The organism is Acrocarpospora macrocephala (genome assembly GCF_009687865.1).
GTDB classification, from domain to species: Bacteria; Actinomycetota; Actinomycetes; order Streptosporangiales; family Streptosporangiaceae; genus Acrocarpospora; species Acrocarpospora macrocephala.
In genome coordinates this window covers 148,017-169,286 of the sequence record NZ_BLAE01000017.1, presented here as the reverse complement: position 1 = coordinate 169,286, position 21,270 = coordinate 148,017, and the positions used below count along the sequence as shown (strand labels likewise).

The following is a 21,270-nucleotide window of genomic DNA, read 5'->3' as shown; positions in this document are numbered from 1 at the left end:
GGGGGATGGTGTCGGGGGCGGTGGCCGCCGACTTCTCGGTGGTGAGGTACTGGTCGTCGGGGAGGGTGTCCCAGGGGTTGGGGAGGACGTCGGGGGTGACGTACATGTAGCCGGCGTTGCGTTGTTTGCCTAGGTTGATGGCCTCGGTGGGGGTGGGGGCGTCGTGGACGAGGTGCCAGAAGCGGCGGGGGTCCTGGGTGAGTTGCCAGGGTGGGGGTTGCCAGCCGCGGTAGGTGGCCAGGTCGCCTTCGAAGGAGAGGAGGATGTCGGCGGCGTCGGAGAAACATTCGGGCACGCCGGCGCCGGGGTTGGCGGCCGTGCGGGCGGCCGGGTCGTAGCGGCGGGTGAAGGTGCGCAGGTCGCGGTAGCCGGGGGCGGAGGGGCAGTCGTCGGCGACCTCGTCCAGGAAGATTCCGGCCAGGCCGTGAGCACCGTACAAGCGATACCAGGCGGCGATCTCCTGCTGGGTCTGGGCCAGCCAGGCGGCGGAATCGGTCTCGCCGAACCGGGTTGCCCGTCCGGTTCTGCCCAGGTATGCGGTTGTCACGTACCCGAGCACGGTGACGCCGCGCTCGTGCGCCGCGCGCATGGCGTTCGCGAGTTCCAGATCGACGGTACGCCCCGGTCCGGATACCGGATTGGCCACCGCGATTCCTGGGCCACTCAGGCGATCCCAGGTCTCGGGCGCGAAATACGCGGGAATTCCCAGCAACTGACCGATTTCCGCGCTAGGAATCGGCGGCAATAACAGGAAGAAGGATGCGATGACCCGCAGTAGCACCATGAGCACAGAAGGTTAGTGGCATAGGTCGCTCCACGAGCGAACAAACGAAAAGCCGATCGGGGACGGCATCATCAACTGGCCTCGGCTGGGGCGGTTGCTGTCCGTTGATTGGCCGCGAGGGCCGAAAGTGGTTCATATCGGCGCGACGAATTCCGATCGTCGGCTAACTTTGGCGCGTGCGCCCGACCATGGTGGCCTCCGTTGCCCTACTTCTTTCCGCTCCCGCTGTCGCCGGCTGCGCGCCCGAGGCGGAAGTTCCGGTCGCGAAGGCGGCCTCGTTCGTCTCCGCGGCCACGCCATCGCCCTCCCCGACCGCGCGCAAGCCCGTGCTCGTCCCCAAGGGAGTGACCGCCGGATACGTGGTGTTCGACCGCGAACTTCGCAAGGTGACCGTGTACCGGAACGTTCACAAACGGTTCCGCTCCGCCTCGGTGGTCAAACTTCTCATCGCCATCGACCACCTGGAAGACGTCGCCAAGCCCGACCTCGCCCTGCTCCAGCCGATGCTCCGGGTCAGCGACGACAACGCGGCCACCGCCCTCTGGCGCCGCGGCGGCCAAGGCAAGATCATCCTCCGGATGGCCAAGCGCATCGGCCTGACCGACACCAGCCCCCCGCCCGCCGACAAACCCGGCTTCTGGGGCTACACCGCCATCAGCGCCCTCGACATCGCCAAGGTCTACCGCTACATCCTCGAAAAAGCCGACCCCAAGGTCCGCACCACCATCCTCACCCAGCTCCGCAAAGCCGACCAATGCGGCAGCGACGGCTTCGACCAATATTTCGGCATCCCCCGAGCCGTCCCCAAGCCCTGGGCCATCAAGCAAGGCTGGTCCGGCTACGGCTCCGTCCCCCCCTCCAAATGCGTCCGCGCCAGAACATCCTCCGCCGACGTCGACTTCACCAACCCGGTCCTCCACACCACCGGCGTCCTCGGCAACCGCTACATCCTGGTCCTCCTCACCACCCAGACCACCCCCTGGCACGACGCAACCAAAAAGATCACCAAACTCACCAAGGACATCTACCGCGCAGCCGTTCCCTGAGTCTCAGTGTTTCTCAGCGATCCGGCCGAAACGATCTGGAACAGATGCGTGCCACCTCTCTCCCGCCCCAACCAAACAAACGCGGGCCGTCAACTTCCGAACGCGTACCGAAGCTCGTACAGGTGAGCGGCCTTTGCCATGATCGTTACCTCGATGGGTCGCTCGTCGTCGCTGTAAACGACGCGGAAGGTCCGCAGGATCGGCAGCTCACTGGGCAGTTGCAGGAGCTCGTATTGCTCCTGGGTGGGGACCCGCGCCGAGACCAGGTCCACGCACTGGCGGGGCGGATAGCCCAAACTCGCCAGCAGGGTCGGCGTGCCGCCTCGAATCTTGCGACGTTCCATCATGGCGGTGCCCCGGGCAAGCTCGACCGGGTAATACGACGTCACCAGTTCCGCCGACTCCCCATCGAGAGTGAGCAGTTGGCCACGCAGAAGCGCGGTGCCTCCGTCAGCTAGTTCCAGGGCCGATGCGACATCAGGCGGAGGTTCCACTTCGCCGACGTGCAGCAGCGTGCTGCTGGCCTGCCAGCCACGCTGCTCGGCATCGGCGATCCACCGGTACGGCTCACCAGCCGCCGTTGGAGCTATGTGGTCGGCTGGCCGCATCGTGCGCTGCCGGTGCGGCCGCACGCTGACGTTCGCCCCCGCCCGGCCTACTACCAGCCCTTCCTCTTTCAACGCCTTCAGAGCCTTCTGAATCGTGGCATTCGAGGCGCCAAAACGCGTTGTGAGCTGGAGAGTTGAGGGCAAATTCTCTCCTGGCGCGAGTTGCCCCGACAAGATCTCATCGCGAAGATCTGCAGCAATACGCTGATGTATCGGGCGCGGATCGACGAACCGAGCACTCATCCGATCACCATCTCGTACCGCAGACGCTGGGCACGCGCAGGGGCGATCATCACGTCGGCTTGGATCGGCTCGTCGTGGCTATCGAAGACAACACGGGTAAGCATCAAGATCGGATCACCGGTATCGATGGTAAGGACATGCCGCTCCTGCTCGGTGGGGAGCCGCGCTGCTACCTCCTCGACCACACGCCGACCAAGGTGTCCGAGGCTGGCTAGCAACGTGACCGCGCCTCCACGGATCGGCTGCGGGTCGGTCAACGCGGACCCGCGGGCGATGGCGGCCGGATAGTACGAGTCGGTCATTTCGATGGGGGTGTCATCGAGGTAGATCACTCGTCGCCGGACCACCGCTGCCTCACCGGAGCGGAGCCGGAGCAGCTCAGCTACAAGATCGGAAGGGGTGACCTCGCCCGCCTCCACGATGCGCTGAGTACCGCGACGACCAGCTGAAGCCGCCTGCTCGGCCCACGCCTCCCTCTGCTCAAGCGTTCGGGGGCGTAGGTAGGGCACCGAAGTGCTTACCCACTGGTCACTAGTCACAGTTCCCCACTCCTTTGGTGATCAGCACCGCTGAATACCTTACTGCTTTTCGCACCATGCGATCAGGATCCACTGCCTTCATATGCTTGATGCTATTCGCGAAAAGTAATACGGTCTAGCGAGTAGTGGAACGGGAGGCCCCACCAAGCCACGAATCCACTCGACCGCCTGTATGTCCGCGTTGCACCGTGCTCGCCTAGCCCTTGACAAGAATCGAGGTCCAGACCTATGGCAGAGACCAAATCCATCCAGGGATCACCCATCACCTTGCTGGGTGTCATCGACCTTCCCGGGCAACCGCACGCGGCGCCGAGCGCGCGGAAGTTCGCTCGCGCGCTGTTCGCCGGTGTGGCCGATGACCGGCTGGATGACCTGGCACTGGTCGTCACCGAACTGGTTTCTAATTCGGTGCGCCACTCGGACTCGGGCCGCAACCCGAACGGGGAGGTCACCGTCGCGGTCGCGAGCTACCAAGACACCATCTATGTCAACGTGACCGACGACGGGTCGGCCACCAGCGCCCCGCACCTACGGCTTCCCACCGACGTGGAACGCCTCGGCGGGCGCGGACTGCGCCTGGTCGACCAGATCGCCGACAACTGGGGCTACCGCGACCAGGACACGAGACGGGTGGTCTGGCTCCGCCTGAACGCGCGAGACCACAACCCCGACGACCCTCCGCCATGGCCGCCGCCCTGGTCACAAGCCATCCGCGAGATGTCGCAGGGACCGTCGTACGAGATCGTGCCGGGTCTGCACTTCGAGGTCCCGCCCGGGCTCATTCCCGATCTCGCGCCCGGGACGGCCGAGCCCGAACCCCGACGGCCGGTGCGGAGCGGCGGTCCTCGCGGAGCCGTGGTGAGGATGCGCTGCCAGGAGATCATCGAGCAGACGGCCGGGCAGATCGCCGGCGGTGAACTCGCTGAGGGCACACGCGTGGACAGCGTCCGGCAGTTGATGAGGGAGCACCGCATTCCCGGCTCAGCCGCCACCTACATCCAGCGCGCGCTTCGGGAGCGAGGGCTCATCCGCTTGGTCCCCGGCCTGGGCTATGTCGTCGGCGCCCCCGGCAACACTCCGGTGCCGTCACGGCCGCCCGTCCACGATCAGATCACGATGATCGCCATGGCCGTGGCCGAGAGGATCCGTACTGGAGAGATCGTCGCGCACCAGCGGCTGACCACCCGCCAACTGATGGCCGAACACGGCATCTCCCGAGGCAACGCCTGGTCGATCCTCCGGCGGCTCGTTTCCAAATGGTGGGCGTACGACACCGAACGCCAGGGCGTCCGGGCCGCGCCCTACCGCGACTGGCCTCGGCAGGGGGCCTCGATGGCCCTCATGCCGGTACCCGTCGACCACGTCCCCAACTCCCGCCACCCCACGCCGGAACAATCGCCCGGACAAGGCAACGAAGCGGCCGAACCTGGCGATGTTCGCCCACCGGTTCTGCAGACGGTCTCCTCAATCGCGGATGCCGATGGCCGTCGAGCCGACCGCGGCTGGGCGGTTCGATGACCGGCTGCGTTATGCGGTGCTGCTGGTTTCCGAGCTAGTGTCGAACGCGCTTCGTCACTCCGATTCCGGCCGGGATCCGGACGGGAAGATCACCGTACAGGTCGCCGACGTGGATGGTCATCTTCACATCAGCGTGCTTGACCAGGGGTCGGCCAGCAGCGTGCCCTACCTCGTCCCCGACTCCGGCGGAGGGCGCGGCAGCCGGTTCGGACTGCGCATCGTGGCGGAGTTCGCCTCCGAATGGGGCCACGAGTACTACGGCGAGGGCCGCCGCATGGTCTGGTTCGACCTGGCCCCGCCCCTGGTAGGCGGACAGGAGGCCGGCTGGATCGGCCGTGGTGAGCTCGTCGGCGGCGCGACCGCCACCCAGCGCGTGGCCACCTGCCCTCAGCTGATGCTGGGATACGGAATCTCCCGGTGGACCGCCGGGCGGGTGCTCTCCCGACTGACAGGCAAAGGGTACGCCTACAACGCGCACCGCAGGGGCACCCGGGCGGCGGCGTTCGACCGGTGGCCGCCCCCGGGCACCTCAATGGAACAGCCGCCTCCCCCCGACGACCACGTTCCTGCCTCCCGCCCCAGACTGGCGTCCGGTCCCGACGACCAGGGGGCACGGCTCGGTGCGGTAAGAGGCAGTGCCAGGTGAACGGCGGGCAGCCAGTCGAGCTTTCTATGGGTCGTTTCTGGTCAGGGCCTTTTCGATGCCGGAGACGTGGTCGGCGAGGAGGCCGATGGCGCCGACCGCGCGGGTCATCGGGTCGTCGGTGGTGCCGCCGAGGGCGCGTTCGCGGAGGTAGCCTGCCTTGACTTCGGTCCAGCGGGCGGCCTGGGCGGGGGTGAGGGTGCCGCGTAGTTCGGCGAGTTTCAGGAGGTTTGATTCGGCGCCGGAGGTGAGGGTCTGGGCCTCGCCCAGGTAGTGGTCGTCGATCATGGCGTTGAGTTCGGTCTCGTTCATGACGGGGACGACGCGTTGGGCGAGTTTGTTCATGTTGCGGTAGGAGCCCTGGAGCAGGAACGGCGGTTCGGTACGGCTCGCGTCAGATTGGGCCGCGGAGGCGATGTAGGCGCGGTTGACCGCGAGGACGATCTCCTGGACGCGTAGGAGGTTGCGCAGGACGCCGAGGATCTGTTCCAGTTCGGTGGCGCCGTACGGGTGGTCGAGTTGGTCGGCGTTGCCTTCGCCGCGCGCGAGCCGTACCAGCTGGGAGATGTCGCCGCGGTCGGCGCCGGGGGCGAGGATGTCGTTGGAGGTCAGGGCGTTCTCGATGTAGCTGAGAGCGAAGAGGTCCTCCTTGCCGGACAGGACCTCGCCAAGGTTCCAGACGTCGGCGCGGTTGGCCAGCATGTCGGGAATGCGGAACCGCTGCCCCGACTCGGTGTACGGGTTGCCCGCCATGCACACCGCGAAACGTTTGCCCCGCAGGTCATACGTCCGGGTGCGCCCGTTCCAGACGCCCTCCATGCGGCGCTGGGCGTCGCACAGCGAGATGAACTTCTGCAGCAGCTCCGGCGAGGTGTGCTGGATGTCGTCGAGGTAGAGCAGCACGTTGTTCCCGCATTCCAGCGCGAACGAGATCTTCTCGATCTCCTGCCGGGCGGTCGCGCCGGGTGCCTCGCCGGGATCCACCGAGGTCACCGCATGCCCCAGCGCGGGCCCGTTGACCTTCACGAACACCAGGCCGAGACGGCTGGCGACATACTCCATCAGGGTCGTCTTGCCGTATCCGGGCGGCGAGATGAGCAACAACATGCCCATCTGGTCGGTACGGTTCCCATCCCCCAGCTGCTTCGCCAGGTTGTCCCCGATCAACGGCAGGTACACCTCGTCGAGCAGCCGGTTGCGTACGAAGGCGTTCATGACGTTCGGCCGGAACTCCTCCAGCCGCAACCGCCGCCGCTCGGCCGCGACAAGCTCACCACGCTGCCGCTGATACGCCCGGTACGCGGGCATACGCTCATCCCGGAACCGCCGGGTCCGCGCGAGAATCTCGTCCAGCCGGATCTCCAGCCGCCGCCCTTCGATCCGGGGATGCGACCCCAGCAGCCCTTCGGCCGTCCCGCTCAACACCGCCGACGACTCCTGCCGCGGCAGGTCGCACAGCAGCACCGCCACCGCCTCCCGCAGCACGTCCCCCGATTCGATCGTCGCCGCGAACGACGTCAGCCAGGCCAGCGCGAGCTGGTACCGAGCCCGCAGGTCAAGCCCCGCCAGCTCGTCGGTGAGCGCTTTGACCCGCTCTGGCCCAAGCGAATTATGAAACTTGTCCAGGAATGAGCGGACTCCCGCGCTGGTAACGAACCCTTCCGCGGTGTCGGCCAGCTCCTCGAAGAGGTAATCGGCGGCGTCGATCCCCACAGCCGACGCTGCTGGAGGGCCGGCCGCACCCGGTGTCCCTGGTGCCGACGGGGCGGCCTGGCGGCTGGGAAGCCCAATAGAACCTGCGAGCCCGGAATCAACGTGTGTTTCGGTGAATGTGGTGATGGCCTGGGCGAGTTCCTTCTGGAGTTCCGCGATGGCCGAAGGGTTCCCGCCGAACATGTCCCGTGCCCGTGCGAGCGACCGCGCCCGCGTCGTCCACCGCCCGCGCGCCGCGTCATCCGTACCGAACGCCCAGAAGAACTGAGCGGCGGCGCGCGCCTCCGCCGGATACCGGAGCAGCCCGGCTCCGGCGTGCAGGCGCAGCACCACCTCCAGGATCGCGGCGGCGTCGTGGTCGTGCACCCCCCGCTCGTACCCTTCGTCGAAACGCTCTTCCGCGGCTCGCCGGACGGCAGCGAGCAGGTCGCCCTCATGCAGGTCGGCGGCCAAGACCGAAGTGGCCAGGTGTTCCGCGCGGTAGACCTCGGCGGTCTCGGAGACCAGCAGCTGGTTCCAGAACGGCCGGGTCGCCTCGAACGCCGGGTCGGCGACGGGCGATCGATAGTCGGTGCCGGTGATCGTGAACGACATGCCGCCTTCGTGCGGCACCAGGGTCAGGTCGGCGGGCTGGGTGTTGACGGCGAAACGGTGCCGCCCGAGCTTCACCGCATCGCCGTCGAACAGGTCAAGACGGTCACGCAGGGATCGCCCGGCCTCCTGGCGGGCGGCGCGGACGCGACCGTCGAGCTCCTCGGCCCGCACCTGGTCACCGAGCTCGCGCAACTCGTCCGCGACGGCGCGCAGTTTGGCCACCATCGGATCGGCGGCGAAGTAGGTGTTGACCTCGTCGAGCGTCCCCAGCCCGGCCGAGCGACGCCGTACGCTGCCAAGAACGCGGTCCGCGGACTCGACGAGACGATCAGCCCGCCGCGCCCGCTCGTCCAGCAGCGTCTGCTTGCGCGCCGAGAACGCCTCGTAGACGTCCTCCCGCTTCTGCTCCAGCTGGGCCAGGAAGTCATCGAAATCGGTGAACCGCGACTCCAGCCCCTCCAGCTGGAGCAGCAGCCGCCCGAGCTGCTCGTCGCAGCGTTCCGGCGTGTTCGCCCCGGCGAGCGCGGCGGCGACGGCCTGCCCGAGCAGCGCGAACTCGGCCGCGAAGGCCGCCCGCCCCTCACTCCCCAGCAGTTCGCGCCGGCGCGCCTCCAGCGTGGCCCGAGCCCGGTTGACCCCGGCCAGCACAGCCCCGATCTGCTCCAGGATCGCGGTCCGCACAGTGGCTTCGACAGTGAGCGTGCCGACGATTTCGACCAGCGTCTCCAGCCCGGTGGCCTGCCGGTCAAGCCGCTCGGTCACCGGCCCGGCCCCGGCCACGGTGGTGATCGCCTCCGCGTCGCCGGCCAGCCGGTTCACCTCGTCGTGATAGCCGGTGAACGCGTCGGCGCCCTTCAGCTGGTCGACAACCACCTGGGCGGTCCTGGCCAGCTCATCCGCGAGCCCCGCCGCCATGCCGTCCAGCCGGGCCAGATCGATGTGCCGCCGCTCCCGCAACGTCACCAGATGCCCCTGCGCCCGCCGCAACTCGGCCAGCCGGGTCACCCCGTCCCCTTCGATGCCCTTGATCCGCGCGGCGGCCTCGTCCAGCGCGAGCACAGCCTGCGCGGTCAGCTCCTGCACGTTCTCGAACTCGTCGAGCACCTGCTCCGCGGTGGCCCGCAACGCCGTCAGCGGCTCCCGCAGATCATGCTCACCCAGCCAGTGATAGGCGTCGAACGCCCGCTCACACGTCGCGATCAACGCCTCGAACACCGGCGCGGCGGGCGACATCTCCCGCACCATCCGGGTAATCGACAAACAATCGGAGATGCCCCGGACCAGCTCCCCGTTCCCGATCCGCTCCAGCTGCCCGGTCCCGGTCGGCGCGGCCGCCTCCGTCGTGTACGGCGTCTGCCACACCTGCATCGGATGAACCCGAGTCGGCTCATCCGACACCGCCTTGAACACCACCAGCGTGCCATCGTCGAACAACGAGTACCCATGACAGGAGATCGGCGTCGCCACTTCCTTACGGATCACGTTGTACGGCAGCAGCAGCGACCGCCCCTCTTCCCGGGCATGAAAGACGTAAAGCACATCCTCCTCAGCCCGGATAACCCGCTCATACTCCAGACTCGCCACATCGGTCTCAAAGGTCTTCACAACCCCGGTGGTCAGGTAATAACCCCCCGGAAAGATGATCCCCTGATCCTCCGGCAGCCGCCGGCACGCCTGCCCGATCCCGTCCAGCCGCACGACCTCCCTGGTCCTGGTGTTGAACACCAGATACCGCCAGTCGCTCTCCTTGTACGGCCTGATCTTCAGCAACACCAGCGGCCCCACCCGCGCATGCCACACATCCGCGTCGGCCAGGCTCTGCAACGGCTCCGCGACCGGCTCGGTGTAGATACCCTCCCCGGTCTCCGTATTGTTCTCGATCTTGATGGTGAGATCCCCGCCGACGGTCTCGACGAACAGCTCACCCCCGATCGAAATGTGCGGATGCCGCCCCAGCACATGATCGTCCCGCGTGGTCTCGACCCACTCGAAGTCATGCGCGGGCGGGAACACGTGATCGCGCTCCCCCCGGTTGTCCAGGTACGTGAGCGTCCCGTCGTTGCCCACCGCCCACCGCAGCACCCGGATATCCTGCGGCCCGGTCTGGAAGACCGCCAGCAGCCGCCCCTCGATCCGCCGCAACTGCAGCAGCCGCGTCCCCTTGTAATACCGGTACAGCTCGCTGAAGTCCCGCTCGAACTGCGGGTCGGTGAACAGCCCTGGCGCGTCGTCGAACCGGTACGCGTCCCCGTCCCGCGAGAACCGGTGGAACGCGAACACGTCCGCCACGGCCGTCTGCGGCTTGAGCCCGATGAACACGTTGTAGCCGAACACCATGGTGTCCCCGGCGGACACGATGTCCCTGGGCACGCAGTTGTTCTCGGTCCTGATCCGCTCGGTCCCGATCAGCCGCAACTCGGAGCTGCCGAACACGCCCAGCCGCCGCTCGTTGAGCGCCTCCGCCGCCGTGGCCAGCGCGCCGGCCTGCTCAGCCAGCCGGGCACGCAGGATCTCGTACGTGCCCGCGTCCAGATTGACGGTCACGACGTTGAGGAAATTGACTTCGCGGGGGCGAGCGCGGCCACCGGCGCCTCGGCAAGCCCGAGCCGCTGCGCGGTGCCGAGCAGCTCACGCAGCTTGTCGGCGTCCGCGCCGCCGGACTGGATGAGCTTGACCAGGAACGCCGACAACGTCAGATTCCGCACATCCGCGCTGTCCACCCCGCCGACGATCTTCGCCAGATCCTCGACCAGACTCCCAGACCCGTTCAGGTACGGCTCCGCGATCGCCCGCGCCGCCTCCGAGCCGTCCAGGAACCCGTCCACGCTCTTGCCCAGCGCCACCGACCCGACCAGCTTGTCCAGGAACATGGAGTCCCCGCCGACGATGTCGATGTTGGCCTTCTGCAGCCCGGCGGAGAGCACGGCCGCCTGCGCCTCGGCCACCTCGCGGTGCGCCTTGACCCCGGCCAGCCGGATCTCCTTCTCGGCCTCCAGCCGCAGCCGGTATTCCTCGTGCCCCCGGCTGGCGTCGGTCATGGCGGCCATCGCGGCGGCCTTCTCGGTCAGACCCTCGGCCTCGGCCTTCAGCTTCTCGCCCACCATCATGGCGGCCGACAGCGCCTTGGCCTGCTCGCCGTCCGCCTCGGCCTTCAGCCGCTCCCGGGTGCCCTCGGCGCTGGCCAGCGCCTTCTCCCGGTCCACCGCGGCCTGCGCCCGGCCCACCTTCTCGATGGCGACCGCGTCCCGCTCCTTGACCTGCACCTCGGCCAGACCGGTGGCGGCCGCCTCGGCCTGCACGCCCTCGGCCAGCCGGATCTTGGCGCGGGCGTCCAGCTCGGCGGCCTGCTGCCGGGCCTCGGCCAGCACCAGCTCCTCGCGGGCCCGGAACTTGGCGGCCTGCTCGGCGGCCTCGGCCGCCTTGATGTCCTTGACCAGGTTCTCCTGGGCTTCGGCCTCGGCGCCGATGATGACGGCCTGGCGGGTGCGCTCGGCCTCCTCCACCACGCGCAGCCGCTTGATGTTCTCCTCCTGCTCGGCCACCGTCTTGTCGACGGCGATGCGCTCCCGCATCACCTCCGCGATGGCCCGCTTCTCGACCTCCAGCTCCTTGTCCTTGGCGATCGTGGACAGCTCGGTCTCGCGGTCCCTGGCGATCACTTCCAGCAGGCGGTCCTTCTCGATCCGCTCGGTCTCGATGGCGATGACCCGCTCGCGGTTCTTCTGCGCGACCGCGATCTCCCGGTCCCGGTTCTCCCGCTGGATGCCCAGCTGCTCGTCGGTCTTCACGGCCGCGGCCTCGGCCTTGAGGCGTTCCTCGGCGCGGACCTTGGCGGTCTCCGCCTCCTCGCGGGCCTGCATGGTCTCGACCTCGCGCTTCTGCTTGGTCTCCGCGTCGGCCTGGCGGCGTTCCAGCTCCAGGATGGCCTCCCGGGCGTCCACGTTCTGCCGGGTGATCTCCTTCTCCTCGTTGCGCTGGAACTCGTTGGTGCGCACGTGCTCGATCGCGGTCAGCTCGGTGATCTTGCGGATGCCCTGGGCGTCCAGGATGTTGGCCGGGTCCAGCTTGGCCAGCGGGGTCTGCTCCAGGTAGTCGATGGCCGCGTCCTCCAGGCTGTAACCGTTGAGGTCGGTGCCGATGACGCGCAGGATCTGGTCGCGGAACTCGTCCCGCTTGGTGTAGAGGTCCACGAAGTCCAGGTGCTTGCCGACGGTCTTGAGCGCCTCGGAGAATTTGGCGTTGAACAGCGTCTGCAGGGTGCCCTCGTCGCTGGCCCGGGCGGTGCCGATGGCCTGGGCGACCTTCACCACGTCCTCGGCGGTCTTGTTGACCCGTACGAAGAAGGTGATCCGGATGTCGGCCCGGATGTTGTCCCGGCAGATCAGCCCCTCGTTGCCGGAGCGCTCGATCTCGATGGTCTTCACCGAGATGTCCATGACCTCGGCCTTGTGGACCACCGGTAGGACCACCGCGCCGGTGAACGTCACGTCCACCCGGCGCACCTTGGAGACGATCAGCGCCTTACCCTGCTCGACCTTGTGAAACAGGCGGCTGATGACGAACACCAGGCCGATGACGATCAGCAGGATGACGGCCAGTAAGATTCCGGCGCCTGCCGAGATGACATCCATCTACAGTTCCCCCTCGTAGGGCATGACCCAGAAGAACTCGCCTTCCGCGTCATAGTCGAAGATCAGTGCGGTTCCGCCCGCGCGGAAGGTGTCGGTGCCGGTCTGGCGGACCTGGATCACCGCCGAGGAGCCGTCCTCGGCGTGCACTTCGGCTTGGCCGAAATCCCGGGTGACCGTGCTGGTCCGCAGGACGCAGGTGCGGCCGACGAAGTCCGTACGGGAAGGTGCTGTGACCGCGGGCAGCGCTTTGCGCACGGCGGTCAGCAGCAGGCGCGCGCTCAGCCAGCCCCCGGCCAGCGCGACAGCGAGTGCGGCGGTCCTGGCCAGGCCGCCGGTGAACAGAGCTGTTCCGGCCAGGGTGACGAACCAGGCTACGGCGACGAAGAGCGAGACCGCGGCGGCCACCGGCACGCTCAGGAGCTCACCGTCGTCCAGCCCGACCACGCCGGTCACCACCAGCACCCAGAACACCAGTACGACCAGCAGCGCGAACGTGAAAAGGACGGCCGGAAACTCCAGCGCCGTCTGCACCAGTTCGCCCATCAAGCCTCCAGCCGCCACCAAGCCCCCTAGGCAGCTGAACGTGAAATCTAGCTATACAGGTTCCGGAGATCAATATTTCCGCACATATCCGCCCGAAAGCGGGCCGCGCGCGCCAGACAAGCACCCGCGAGCCCACCCCACCTACAGTTACCGCATGGGCATGGTGAGCACGGTCGGCATCGTCCTGCACCCGCGGCGGGACTCCAAGGAAGCCATCGAGACGATCATCGACTGGGCCCGCGCCCGCCAGGTGACCGTGCTCGGCCTGCGGGAGGAGGTCGACCGCATCGACTGCAGCGCGGTCGCCGTGGACGCGGCCTCGCTGGCCGGCCGGTCCAACCTCCTGGTCAGCCTGGGCGGCGACGGGACGATGCTGCGCGCGATGCGCCTCAACGCCGGCCGCAGCACCCCCGTCCTCGGCGTCAACCTCGGCAAGCTCGGCTTCCTCGCCGAGATCGACGTGCAGGAGCTGCCGCCCGCGCTCTCCGCCATCGACAACCGGCAGTACACGATCGAGCCGAGAATGGCCGTGCAGGCCATGCTGCCCGGCATCGGCGCGGTGCGCGCGTTCAACGACATCGCCCTGGTCCGCACCCCCGGCGACGGCCTGGCGGCCGTGTCGGTCTCGGTGGAGGGCAACCCGTTCGTCCGGCTCGCCGCCGACGCGGTGATCGTGGCCACCTCGACTGGCTCCACCGCGTACAGCTTCTCGGCAGGCGGCCCAATTGTCTCGCCAACGGTCGAGGGCTTCTTGGTGGTGCCCGCCGCCGCCCACTCCACCTTCAACCGGGCCCTGGTCCTGTCCATCGACGAGGAGGTCACCCTGGACGTGCTGCCCTCCAGCGGCCGCCTCGCCGTCGAGGTGGACGGCCAGATCGCGGGCCACCTGAACCCCGGCCAGTCGGTCACCGTCTCCGCCCAGCGTTCGGCCGCCCATGTCGTACGGCTCGGCACCACCACCTTCTACGAGCGCGCCCGCCGCAAGCTCCGGGTGAGCGGCAGCGCCGAAGCCGACTAGATTTTTCCGGAAAACGCCAGCACCCGCCCCAATCGTTTGGTTTCGTTATGGAGTGACATAGGCACACAGGGTGACAACGGAGGGCCGGATGGTCGAAGACCCGCGCACGCCGACCGTCCCCGGCGAGTTCACCGCTCTCGCCCACGACCACCGGTTCCACCTGCTCAAGGCCCGGTTCCGACGGCTGGCCACCACCCTCGTCGCCGCTTTCCTGGGCTGGTATTTCCTCTACATCGCGCTGTCGGCGTTCGCCCGCGATTTCATGGCCCGCCCGGCCTTCGGCCACATCAACATGGCGCTCCTGCTCGGCGTCCTGCAGTTCGTCTCCACCTTCGTCCTGGCCTGGCGCTACACCCGCTACGCCCGCCGCATGCTCGACCCCCTCTCCGCGCAACTCCGCGACGAGGCGCAACGCCGCCAGGCCGAACGCGAGCACATCGAACAGGTCATGGCCGAGCGCCGGCGCATCGAGAACTGGACGAGGGGCTGACATGCCGGGCGACGGGCGGTTCCTGACCTTCGGCCTGTTCCTGGTGTTCATCCTGATCACCCTCGGCATCACCATCTGGGCCCGGGCCAACACCCGCAACGCCGACGACTTCTACGCCGGCGGCCGGGCCTTCTCGGGACCGCAGAACGGCCTGGCCCTGGCCGGGGACTACATGTCCGCCGCGTCCTTCCTCGGCATCGCCGGCATCATCGCCCTGTCCGGCTACGACGGCTTCCTCTACTCCATCGGCTTCCTGGTCGCCTGGCTGCTCACCCTGCTGCTGGTCGAGCTGATGCGCAACGCGGGCCGCTTCACCATGGCCGACGTGCTCTCCTACCGGGCCAGGCGGCAGCCCCGGGTGCGCACCGCCGCCGCCGTCTCCACGGTCACCGTCTCGGTCTTCTACCTGCTGGCCCAGATGGTCGGCGCGGGCGCGCTGGTCTCGCTGCTGCTCGGCATCCACCCCGGCCAGAGCTTCCTCGGCCTGTCCGCCGGGGCCGCCAAGGTGCTCACCATCATCATCGTCGGCCTGATGATGGTCTTCTACGTCACCTACGGCGGGATGAAGGGCACCACCTGGGTGCAGATCATCAAAGCCGTGCTGCTGATGGCCGGCACGCTCGTGCTCACCGTGCTCGTGCTCGCCCGGTTCGGCTTCAACCTCAGCGACATGCTCGGCGCCGCCGCCAAGGCCAGCGGCCGTGCCGCCGACTTCCTCCAGCCCGGCCTCAAGTACGGCCGCGAGATCGAGGGCGACCCGCTGCGCACGCTGATCAACAAGCTGGACTTCATCAGCCTGGCCGTCGCCCTCGTGCTCGGCACCGCCGGGCTCCCCCACATCGTCAGCCGGTTCTTCACCGTCCCCGACGCCCGCGCCGCCCGCACCTCCGTCAACTGGGCGATCGGCCTGGTCGGCGTCTTCTACCTGATGACGCTGGCGCTCGGCTTCGGCGCCACCGCCGTGGTCGGCCAGGCCGCCATCGCCGCCCAGGACCCGGCGGGCAACACCGCCGCCCTGCAACTGGCGTACACCCTCGGCGAGTTCGCCGGCGGCCCGATCGGCGGCGACATCCTGCTCGCCTTCGTCGGCGCCGTCGCCTTCGCCACCATCCTGGCCGTGGTCTCCGGCCTGGTCCTGGCCTCCTCCACCTCGCTGGCGCACGACTACTTCGGGCACGTGCTGATGTTCGGCCGGCCGCGCGAGTCGCAGGAGGTCGCGGTGGCCCGGTTCTCCGCCTTCCTGGTCGGCGCGCTCGCCGTGGTGCTCGCGGTGGTGGCCCGCAACCTGAACGTGGCCTTCCTGGTGGCGCTCGCGTTCGCGATGGCCGCCTCCGCCAACCTGCCCGCCATCGTGCTGTCGCTGTTCTGGAAGCGGTTCAACTCCACCGGGGTGGTGGCCGGCATCTACGGCGGCCTGTCCGGCTCGCTGCTGCTGATGGCGCTGTCGCCGGTGGTCTCCGGCAAGGTCGACCCGGACACCGGGGCCAGCCTGTCGTTGCTGCCCGCGGGGATCGACTTCCACCTCTTCCCGCTGGAGAACCCCGGCCTGGTCTCGATCCCGTTCGGATTCCTGTGCGCGGTCGCGGGGACCCTGCTCAGCCGGGAACAGGCCGACCAGGAGCGCTACGACGAGCTCTCGGTCCGCGCGCTGACCGGCACCGGCTCACATCGCGCCGCCCGCCGGGCGGGGAAACGTCCGTCAGGGAGATAACCCCGCAAGCTGAACCAGCCGCGCTTGCGGTCCGTTGTGACCAACGAGAGTTCTGCTGCGCCGAGCCGACCTGGCAACAACCTGGCAACTACAGAACCTCACCCTGGTAGGGCGTTCCACTCCGTTCCATCACGTGTCACGGAGCTCGGTGTGAGCAAGCGGCCGTCAAGGAACGTGCAAGCGGTTCCCCTATCACTTGTCTCATACGGGAGGACCGAAATCGAGCTGCAGGATGAGAGGAAGCCGTGAGCTTGGTACAGGGGCTGGAGACCTACTCAGCTGACTTCGGCGACGGCATCGAATTCACACTCGTCGCCGGGGAACGAGCGCTGTATGTGGACGGCGACCTGCAGGCGGCACGGCGGTGGTTCGACGACGCCTACCGGATGGCCCAGGGCGAGAACAACGCCCCCGCGATGGCCCGCGCCGCCCTCGGACTCGGCGGGGTCTGGGTGCACGAGCACCGCACCACCGTGGAAGCCGGCCTGATCCGGATGCGCCAGCGGCACGCCCTGTCCGCCATCGACCCGCGCTCGACGCTGGCGCTGCGGCTGCGCGCCCGGCTCGCCGGCGAGGAGGACTACCGCACCGCGGAGCACGCCGCCATCATCAAGATCGTCGCAGAGGCCCGCCGCGCCGGGGACACGCAGGCCCTCGCCGAAGCGCTCAGCCTCGCCCACCACTGCCTGCTCGCGCCCGAGCACGGCATGCTCCGCGCCGACCTGGCCGAGGAGCTCGTCTCGACCGCCGGGAGCACCGGCCGCCGCGGCGACCTGCTGATGGGCCTGCTCTGGCAGACCGTGGACCGCTTCCTGGCCGCCGACCCGCACGCCGAGCGCGCCCTCGAGGAGCTGCGCTCCCGCCTCGACCTGCACGACAACCGCGCCGTCGGCTTCGTGGTGAGCGCCATCGACGTCATGCTCGCCGTCCGCACCGGCCGCTTCGGCCACGCCGAGAACCTCGCCAACGTGGCCGCCGAGCGCGGCGCCGTAGCCGGCGACGTCGACACCACCGGCTGGTACGGCGGCCAGCTCGGCACCATCCGCTGGTACCAGGGCCGGATCGCCGAACTCGTCCCGGTGCTGCTGGAGATGGTCAACTCGCCGATGCTGAGCGCCGTCGACAACTCCTACTTCGCGGCCCTCGCGGTCGCCTCCGCCGCCAAGGGCGACAAGCGCCTCGCCGCCGGCATGCTGGCCCGGCTGCGCGGCCGCGACCTGGCCGACCTGCCCCGCTCCAGCAGCTGGCTGTCCACCATGTACGGCATCGTGGAAGCCGCCCACCTGCTCGACGACGCCGAGACCTCGGCCGAGGCCTACCAGCTGCTGGCCCCGTTCGCCCGGCTGCCCATGATCGTCAGCCTGGGCGTCTCCTGCTTCGGCTCGACCCGGCACGCGCTCGGCGTGGCCAGCCTCACCACCGGCGACCTGGACCGGGCGGTGGATCATCTGCGCGGTGCCGTACAGGACAATCTGGCGCTCGGGCACTGGCCGGCGGCGGTCTTGTCGCGGTGGCGGCTCGGGCAGGCGCTGGCGCGGCGGAACGGCCCGACCGACGACGCCGCCCAGGAGATGGCGCAGGCGACCGAGGAGGCGGCCGAGCTCGGCATGGTGCTGCCCTCAGTGCCCGAGTCGCGCGTCCCGATCAAGTCCAAGGACGTCGGCAAGTGCCGCCGGCACGGGCGGCACTGGCAGATCGACCTGAACGGGCGGACCGTGCTCGTCGACCACAGCGTCGGCATGCGCCACCTGGCCACCCTGATCGCCAACCCCGGCTGCGAGATCCGGGCCACCGACCTGGCCGCCGGACCCGGCATGATCGACGGCGAGACCGAGACCGGGCAGCCCGTCCTGGACGAGCAGGCCAAGCGCACCTACAAGCAGCGGCTCGCCCAGCTGCAAGCCGAGATCGACGAGCTGGAGTCGCAGCACGACCTGGGCAGGACCGAAGCGCTGCGCGCCGAGCGGGACTGGCTGGTGGACGAGCTGGCCGCGGCCACCGGCATGAGCGGGCGGGTGCGCCGGTTCACCGGCAGCGAGGAGCGAGCCAGGATCGCGGTGGGCAAGGCCATCCGGCGCGCCCTGGCCCGGATCACCGAAGCCGACCCGGTCATCGGCGACGAACTACGCACCACCGTGCAAACGGGCTTGCGCTGCTGCTACCGCCCCGCAGACCGATGAGGTTCCACCGGATGGAACGGGATGTCACGCCTTCCTCATGAGGGGGCAGCCGATGAGGGCGGCCCACCGCCGTCATCGGCGCCACTTCGCGAACGGGGGGACAGGATGCGTAACCCGCAAGGACTACGCGTACCGATCCGAGTAGACCGGAGCCTGCCCACACCGCTCCACGACCAGGTGGCCCACCAGCTCCGGCAGGCCATCGACTCCGGCCAGCTGGCCGCGGGCACCCGGATGCCGTCCACCCGGACCATGGCGGAGGTGCTCCAGGTCTCCCGGGGCGTCGCGCTCGCCGCCTACGAGCTCCTGTTCGCCGACGGCTACGTCACCGGCAAGCACGGCTCCGGCACCTACGTCGCGATACGCACCCGCGCCGACGAGCACGGCACGCCCCGAGCCACCGCTCCGGCCCCCGCGCAGGGCCCGGTCGACCTGACCCCGGGCCAGCCCACCTCCGAGGCGTTCCCGATCGCCGCCTGGCGCGCCGCCTGGCGCCGCGCCAGCCACCACGCCCCGCCCATCGACGAGCCACCCGCCGCCGGCCTGCTAGACCTGCGCTTCGCCATCGCCGCCCTGCTCCGCGACACCCGCGGCCTCGTCCTCGACCACCACGAGGTCATCGTCGTCTCCGGGTACGCCGACGCGCTCCGGCTGGCCCTCCCCGGCGCCGGCGACCGCCCCGTGACCGTAGGCCTCGAAAACCCCGCACCCCCCGAGTTCCGCAACGCCATCGCCCGGCACGCCACCGTACTCCCCATCCCCGTCGACGGCGCCGGCGCCCGCGCCGACCTGATCCCACCCGGCTGCGACGCCGTCATCGTCACCCCCGAACGCAACGACCCACTCGGCGCCCGCATGTCCCTCGACCGGCGCCACGCCCTCTCGGCCTGGGCCGCCAACCACGACGCCCTGATCATCGAACCGGCCTTCGACGGCGTCTTCAACCCCAGCATCAACCCCCGCCCCAGCGTGCTGGCCACCGCGGACCCCGCCCGCACGATGATGTACGGCTCGTTCCGCGACCTGCTCACACCCTCGCTGCGCCTCGCCTTCCTGGTCGTCCCCCGGCCGCTCCTGGCCGGCATCGAGGCGCGACTGCCGTACGGCCCCGAGCCGCCGTCCCACATGTGCCAGCAGGTAGCCGCCGACCTGCTCAGATCCGGCTGCCCCACCCGCCGCGTGGACCGCCTCTCCAGCCTCTACGCCCAGCGCCGCACCCTGCTCCACCAGTCCCTCGGCGCCTACCCCGACACCAGCCTCCTCGGCTCCGACACCGGCTCCGCCGCCACCCTCCTCCTCCCTCCCGCCCTCCCCGCCACCCGCCTGACCCACACCCTCCGCGACCGCGGCGTAATCGTCACCACCCTCGCCGACTACTACCACCCCCACAGCCACCCCAAAAACGGCATCGTCCTCGGCTACGGCCACCTCGACGAAATGACCCTCCGCCGCGCCCTCCGCACCCTCACCACCACCCTCGACAACCAGGGCCTCACCCGCCGCACGGCGGGCCGCACCAGAACAGTGGCCTGACAGAGGTGGCCGTCAGGGCCGAGGTAGTCGATGTCGCGGGTGTAGAGCCAGCCGTCCTGGAGGCATCCGACCCTACGCTTACGGGGATGGTCTTTGGGCACCGTCTTTGAGACCAGTATTAGGTGTCGGCCCTGCGCTCATAGGGGGAGGGTTCGGGCGCACTCGCCCCGTGGGGCCGCTGTATCGTTCAATCCAGCTCTACCACGAAGACCGTTTCTGAAGGGCAGCATAGTTGGCAAGCGAGCACCCACCCGCTAGGCAACTAAAGAATTCCAAGACCTTCCGCCGCTAAGTTCCCAGGTCAGCAAGTGTCGGCCCCGCGCATGCGGGGATGGTTCCTTCTCCTGGGAGGCAGCTCCGGCCAAATACGCGTCGGCCCCGCGCATGCGGGGATGGTTCGAGGACGCGTTCGATGGCGGTGGGGTAGCAGACGTCGGCCCCGCGCATGCGGGGATGGTTCCTTCTTCCGTCATGGCCGCGATAAGCCGCCCGCGTCGGCCCCGCGCATGCGGGGATGGTTCCTCTCGACAGCCATGGACGCTGTGTTCGCCGGCGTCGGCCCCGCGCATGCGGGGATGGTTCACCTGACGATGTCGTTCGACGCGCCACGAAGGGGTCGGCCCCGCGCATGCGGGGATGGTTCCCGTTACTTCATGACCATGGACTCGACCTATCCGTCGGCCCCGCGCATGCGGGGATGGTTCCTGCTTCAGCTCCATGCCCATGATCTGCGCGGCGTCGGCCCCGCGCATGCGGGGATGGTTCTGCGGGAGTCTCCCGGGTCTCCGGGGGTACTGCGTCGGCCCCGCGCATGCGGGGATGATTCCGACGCGTCGGAGCTGCTGGCGTTCCTCGCGCCGTCGGCCCCGCGCATGCGGGGATGGTTCCCCCGGCATCGAGGTGCCCGAAGAAGCCACCAAGTCGGCCCCGCGCATGCGGGGATGGTTCTTTGGGGTATCACCCAAGACGGCACGTCGCGCGGTCGGCCCCGCGCATGCGGGGATGGTTCTCCCTACGGTCACCAGGGGGGCTGATCATTCCGGTCGGCCCCGCGCATGCGGGGATGGTTCCGCGACATCGACGACCTCCGCAAAGAAGTCGACGTCGGCCCCGCGCATGCGGGGATGGTTCTGCAGGGCCCCGACCCGACATCGGAGCCCCGCGGTCGGCCCCGCGCATGCGGGGATGGTTCTGCGCCGGGGACGATGATCCGCCGCTGGCAGGTGTCGGCCCCGCGCATGCGGGGATGGTTCCTGGACCGGCTCGTAAAGCCAGTGCGGGAGCCGGTCGGCCCCGCGCATGCGGGGATGGTTCGCGGTGCCAGGCCAGGAACCCCACCCCGGCGGCGTCGGCCCCGCGCATGCGGGGATGGTTCTCCGGCACCACCGGCGATGCCCGCGATTTCCGCGTCGGCCCCGCGCATGCGGGGATGGTTCCCCGGATCACCCGGCAGATCGCGTCCCTTGTCGGCGCCAG

General features: G+C 69.0%; 14 protein-coding genes and 1 CRISPR repeat array. Of the genes, 8 read left to right on the top strand and 6 right to left on the bottom strand.

Annotated elements, in window-relative coordinates:
- On the bottom strand, window positions 1-646 hold a 646-nt coding region (locus Amac_RS16960), incomplete at its 3' end, for a spherulation-specific family 4 protein (protein ID WP_246268398.1).
- Window positions 647-960: 314 nt separating this feature from the next.
- Between Amac_RS16960 and Amac_RS16955 the strand changes: the two genes are divergently transcribed.
- Window positions 961-1,830: a serine hydrolase gene (locus tag Amac_RS16955; protein ID WP_246268397.1), complete on the top strand. Its 870-nt coding sequence runs from the start codon at window positions 961-963 to the stop codon at window positions 1,828-1,830.
- A gap of 89 nt (window positions 1,831-1,919) precedes the next feature.
- On the opposite strand, the gene Amac_RS16950 is transcribed toward Amac_RS16955, so the two are convergent.
- Window positions 1,920-2,681: a GntR family transcriptional regulator gene (locus tag Amac_RS16950; RefSeq protein WP_155355351.1), complete on the bottom strand. Its 762-nt coding sequence runs from the start codon at window positions 2,679-2,681 to the stop codon at window positions 1,920-1,922.
- Window positions 2,678-3,190, bottom strand: coding sequence for a GntR family transcriptional regulator (locus Amac_RS16945; RefSeq protein WP_281356307.1), 513 nt, complete (start codon window positions 3,188-3,190; stop codon window positions 2,678-2,680). Before Amac_RS16945 ends, Amac_RS16950 begins: the two co-directional genes overlap by 4 nt.
- 258 nt (window positions 3,191-3,448) lie before the next feature.
- Here Amac_RS16945 and Amac_RS16940 point away from each other — a divergent pair, with 258 nt between their 5' ends.
- Both Amac_RS16940 and Amac_RS16935 read left to right on the top strand, forming a co-directional pair.
- Window positions 3,449-4,738, top strand: coding sequence for an ATP-binding protein (locus Amac_RS16940; protein ID WP_155355349.1), 1,290 nt, complete (start codon window positions 3,449-3,451; stop codon window positions 4,736-4,738).
- The gene (locus Amac_RS16935; RefSeq protein WP_170322523.1) at window positions 4,701-5,384 is read left to right on the top strand and encodes an ATP-binding protein; all 684 of its coding nucleotides are present in this window, start codon (window positions 4,701-4,703) and stop codon (window positions 5,382-5,384) included. The genes Amac_RS16940 and Amac_RS16935 overlap by 38 nt, the downstream gene beginning before the upstream one ends.
- 24 nt (window positions 5,385-5,408) lie before the next feature.
- Here the strand turns inward: Amac_RS16935 and Amac_RS16930 are convergent, their stop codons facing one another.
- Genes Amac_RS16930 through Amac_RS16920 form a run of 3 tightly spaced genes read right to left on the bottom strand, consistent with a single transcriptional unit; the run spans window position 5,409 to window position 12,862 of the window.
- Window positions 5,409-10,232 carry a DNA repair ATPase gene (locus Amac_RS16930; RefSeq protein ID WP_155355347.1) on the bottom strand — a complete coding sequence of 1,608 codons (4,824 nt, stop codon included), beginning with the start codon at window positions 10,230-10,232 and terminating at the stop codon, window positions 5,409-5,411.
- Window positions 10,229-12,319: a flotillin family protein gene (locus tag Amac_RS16925; protein WP_155355346.1), complete on the bottom strand. Its 2,091-nt coding sequence runs from the start codon at window positions 12,317-12,319 to the stop codon at window positions 10,229-10,231. The genes Amac_RS16930 and Amac_RS16925 overlap by 4 nt, the downstream gene beginning before the upstream one ends.
- The gene (locus Amac_RS16920; protein ID WP_155355345.1) at window positions 12,320-12,862 is read right to left on the bottom strand and encodes a hypothetical protein; all 543 of its coding nucleotides are present in this window, start codon (window positions 12,860-12,862) and stop codon (window positions 12,320-12,322) included.
- A 154-nt stretch (window positions 12,863-13,016) separates the two neighbouring features.
- Here Amac_RS16920 and Amac_RS16915 point away from each other — a divergent pair, with 154 nt between their 5' ends.
- From Amac_RS16915 to Amac_RS16895, 5 genes are all read left to right on the top strand, one after another.
- On the top strand, window positions 13,017-13,880 hold the full coding sequence (locus Amac_RS16915) for an NAD(+)/NADH kinase (RefSeq protein ID WP_155355344.1): 864 nt from the start codon (window positions 13,017-13,019) through the stop codon (window positions 13,878-13,880).
- An 88-nt stretch (window positions 13,881-13,968) separates the two neighbouring features.
- Window positions 13,969-14,370, top strand: coding sequence for a DUF485 domain-containing protein (locus tag Amac_RS16910; RefSeq protein ID WP_155355343.1), 402 nt, complete (start codon window positions 13,969-13,971; stop codon window positions 14,368-14,370).
- 1 nt (window position 14,371) lies between these two features.
- On the top strand, window positions 14,372-16,081 hold the full coding sequence (locus tag Amac_RS16905; RefSeq protein ID WP_155355342.1) for a monocarboxylic acid transporter: 1,710 nt from the start codon (window positions 14,372-14,374) through the stop codon (window positions 16,079-16,081).
- A gap of 245 nt (window positions 16,082-16,326) precedes the next feature.
- The gene (locus Amac_RS16900) at window positions 16,327-18,261 is read left to right on the top strand and encodes a hypothetical protein (RefSeq protein WP_246268396.1); all 1,935 of its coding nucleotides are present in this window, start codon (window positions 16,327-16,329) and stop codon (window positions 18,259-18,261) included.
- A gap of 105 nt (window positions 18,262-18,366) precedes the next feature.
- Complete coding sequence (locus Amac_RS16895) at window positions 18,367-19,794, top strand: aminotransferase-like domain-containing protein (RefSeq protein WP_170322522.1); 1,428 nt, start codon at window positions 18,367-18,369, stop codon at window positions 19,792-19,794.
- A gap of 310 nt (window positions 19,795-20,104) precedes the next feature.
- Window positions 20,105-21,230: direct repeats of the CRISPR family, unit length 28 nt; unit sequence GTCGGCCCCGCGCATGCGGGGATGGTTC.
- Window positions 21,231-21,270 lie beyond the last annotated feature (40 nt).

What these genes read in the sequence shown, in the direction of transcription:
- Amac_RS16950 (WP_155355351.1), bottom strand. Translation starts at nt 2,681, where the DNA reads ATGAGTGCTCGGTTCGTCGATCCGCGCCCGATACATCAGCGTATTGCT.
- Amac_RS16940 (WP_155355349.1), top strand. Translation starts at nt 3,449, where the DNA reads ATGGCAGAGACCAAATCCATCCAGGGATCACCCATCACCTTGCTGGGT.
- Amac_RS16935 (WP_170322523.1), top strand. Translation starts at nt 4,701, where the DNA reads ATGGCCGTCGAGCCGACCGCGGCTGGGCGGTTCGATGACCGGCTGCGT.
- Amac_RS16925 (WP_155355346.1), bottom strand. Translation starts at nt 12,319, where the DNA reads ATGGATGTCATCTCGGCAGGCGCCGGAATCTTACTGGCCGTCATCCTG.
- Amac_RS16920 (WP_155355345.1), bottom strand. Translation starts at nt 12,862, where the DNA reads ATGGGCGAACTGGTGCAGACGGCGCTGGAGTTTCCGGCCGTCCTTTTC.
- Amac_RS16915 (WP_155355344.1), top strand. Translation starts at nt 13,017, where the DNA reads ATGGGCATGGTGAGCACGGTCGGCATCGTCCTGCACCCGCGGCGGGAC.
- Amac_RS16910 (WP_155355343.1), top strand. Translation starts at nt 13,969, where the DNA reads ATGGTCGAAGACCCGCGCACGCCGACCGTCCCCGGCGAGTTCACCGCT.
- Amac_RS16905 (WP_155355342.1), top strand. Translation starts at nt 14,372, where the DNA reads ATGCCGGGCGACGGGCGGTTCCTGACCTTCGGCCTGTTCCTGGTGTTC.
- Amac_RS16895 (WP_170322522.1), top strand. Translation starts at nt 18,367, where the DNA reads ATGCGTAACCCGCAAGGACTACGCGTACCGATCCGAGTAGACCGGAGC.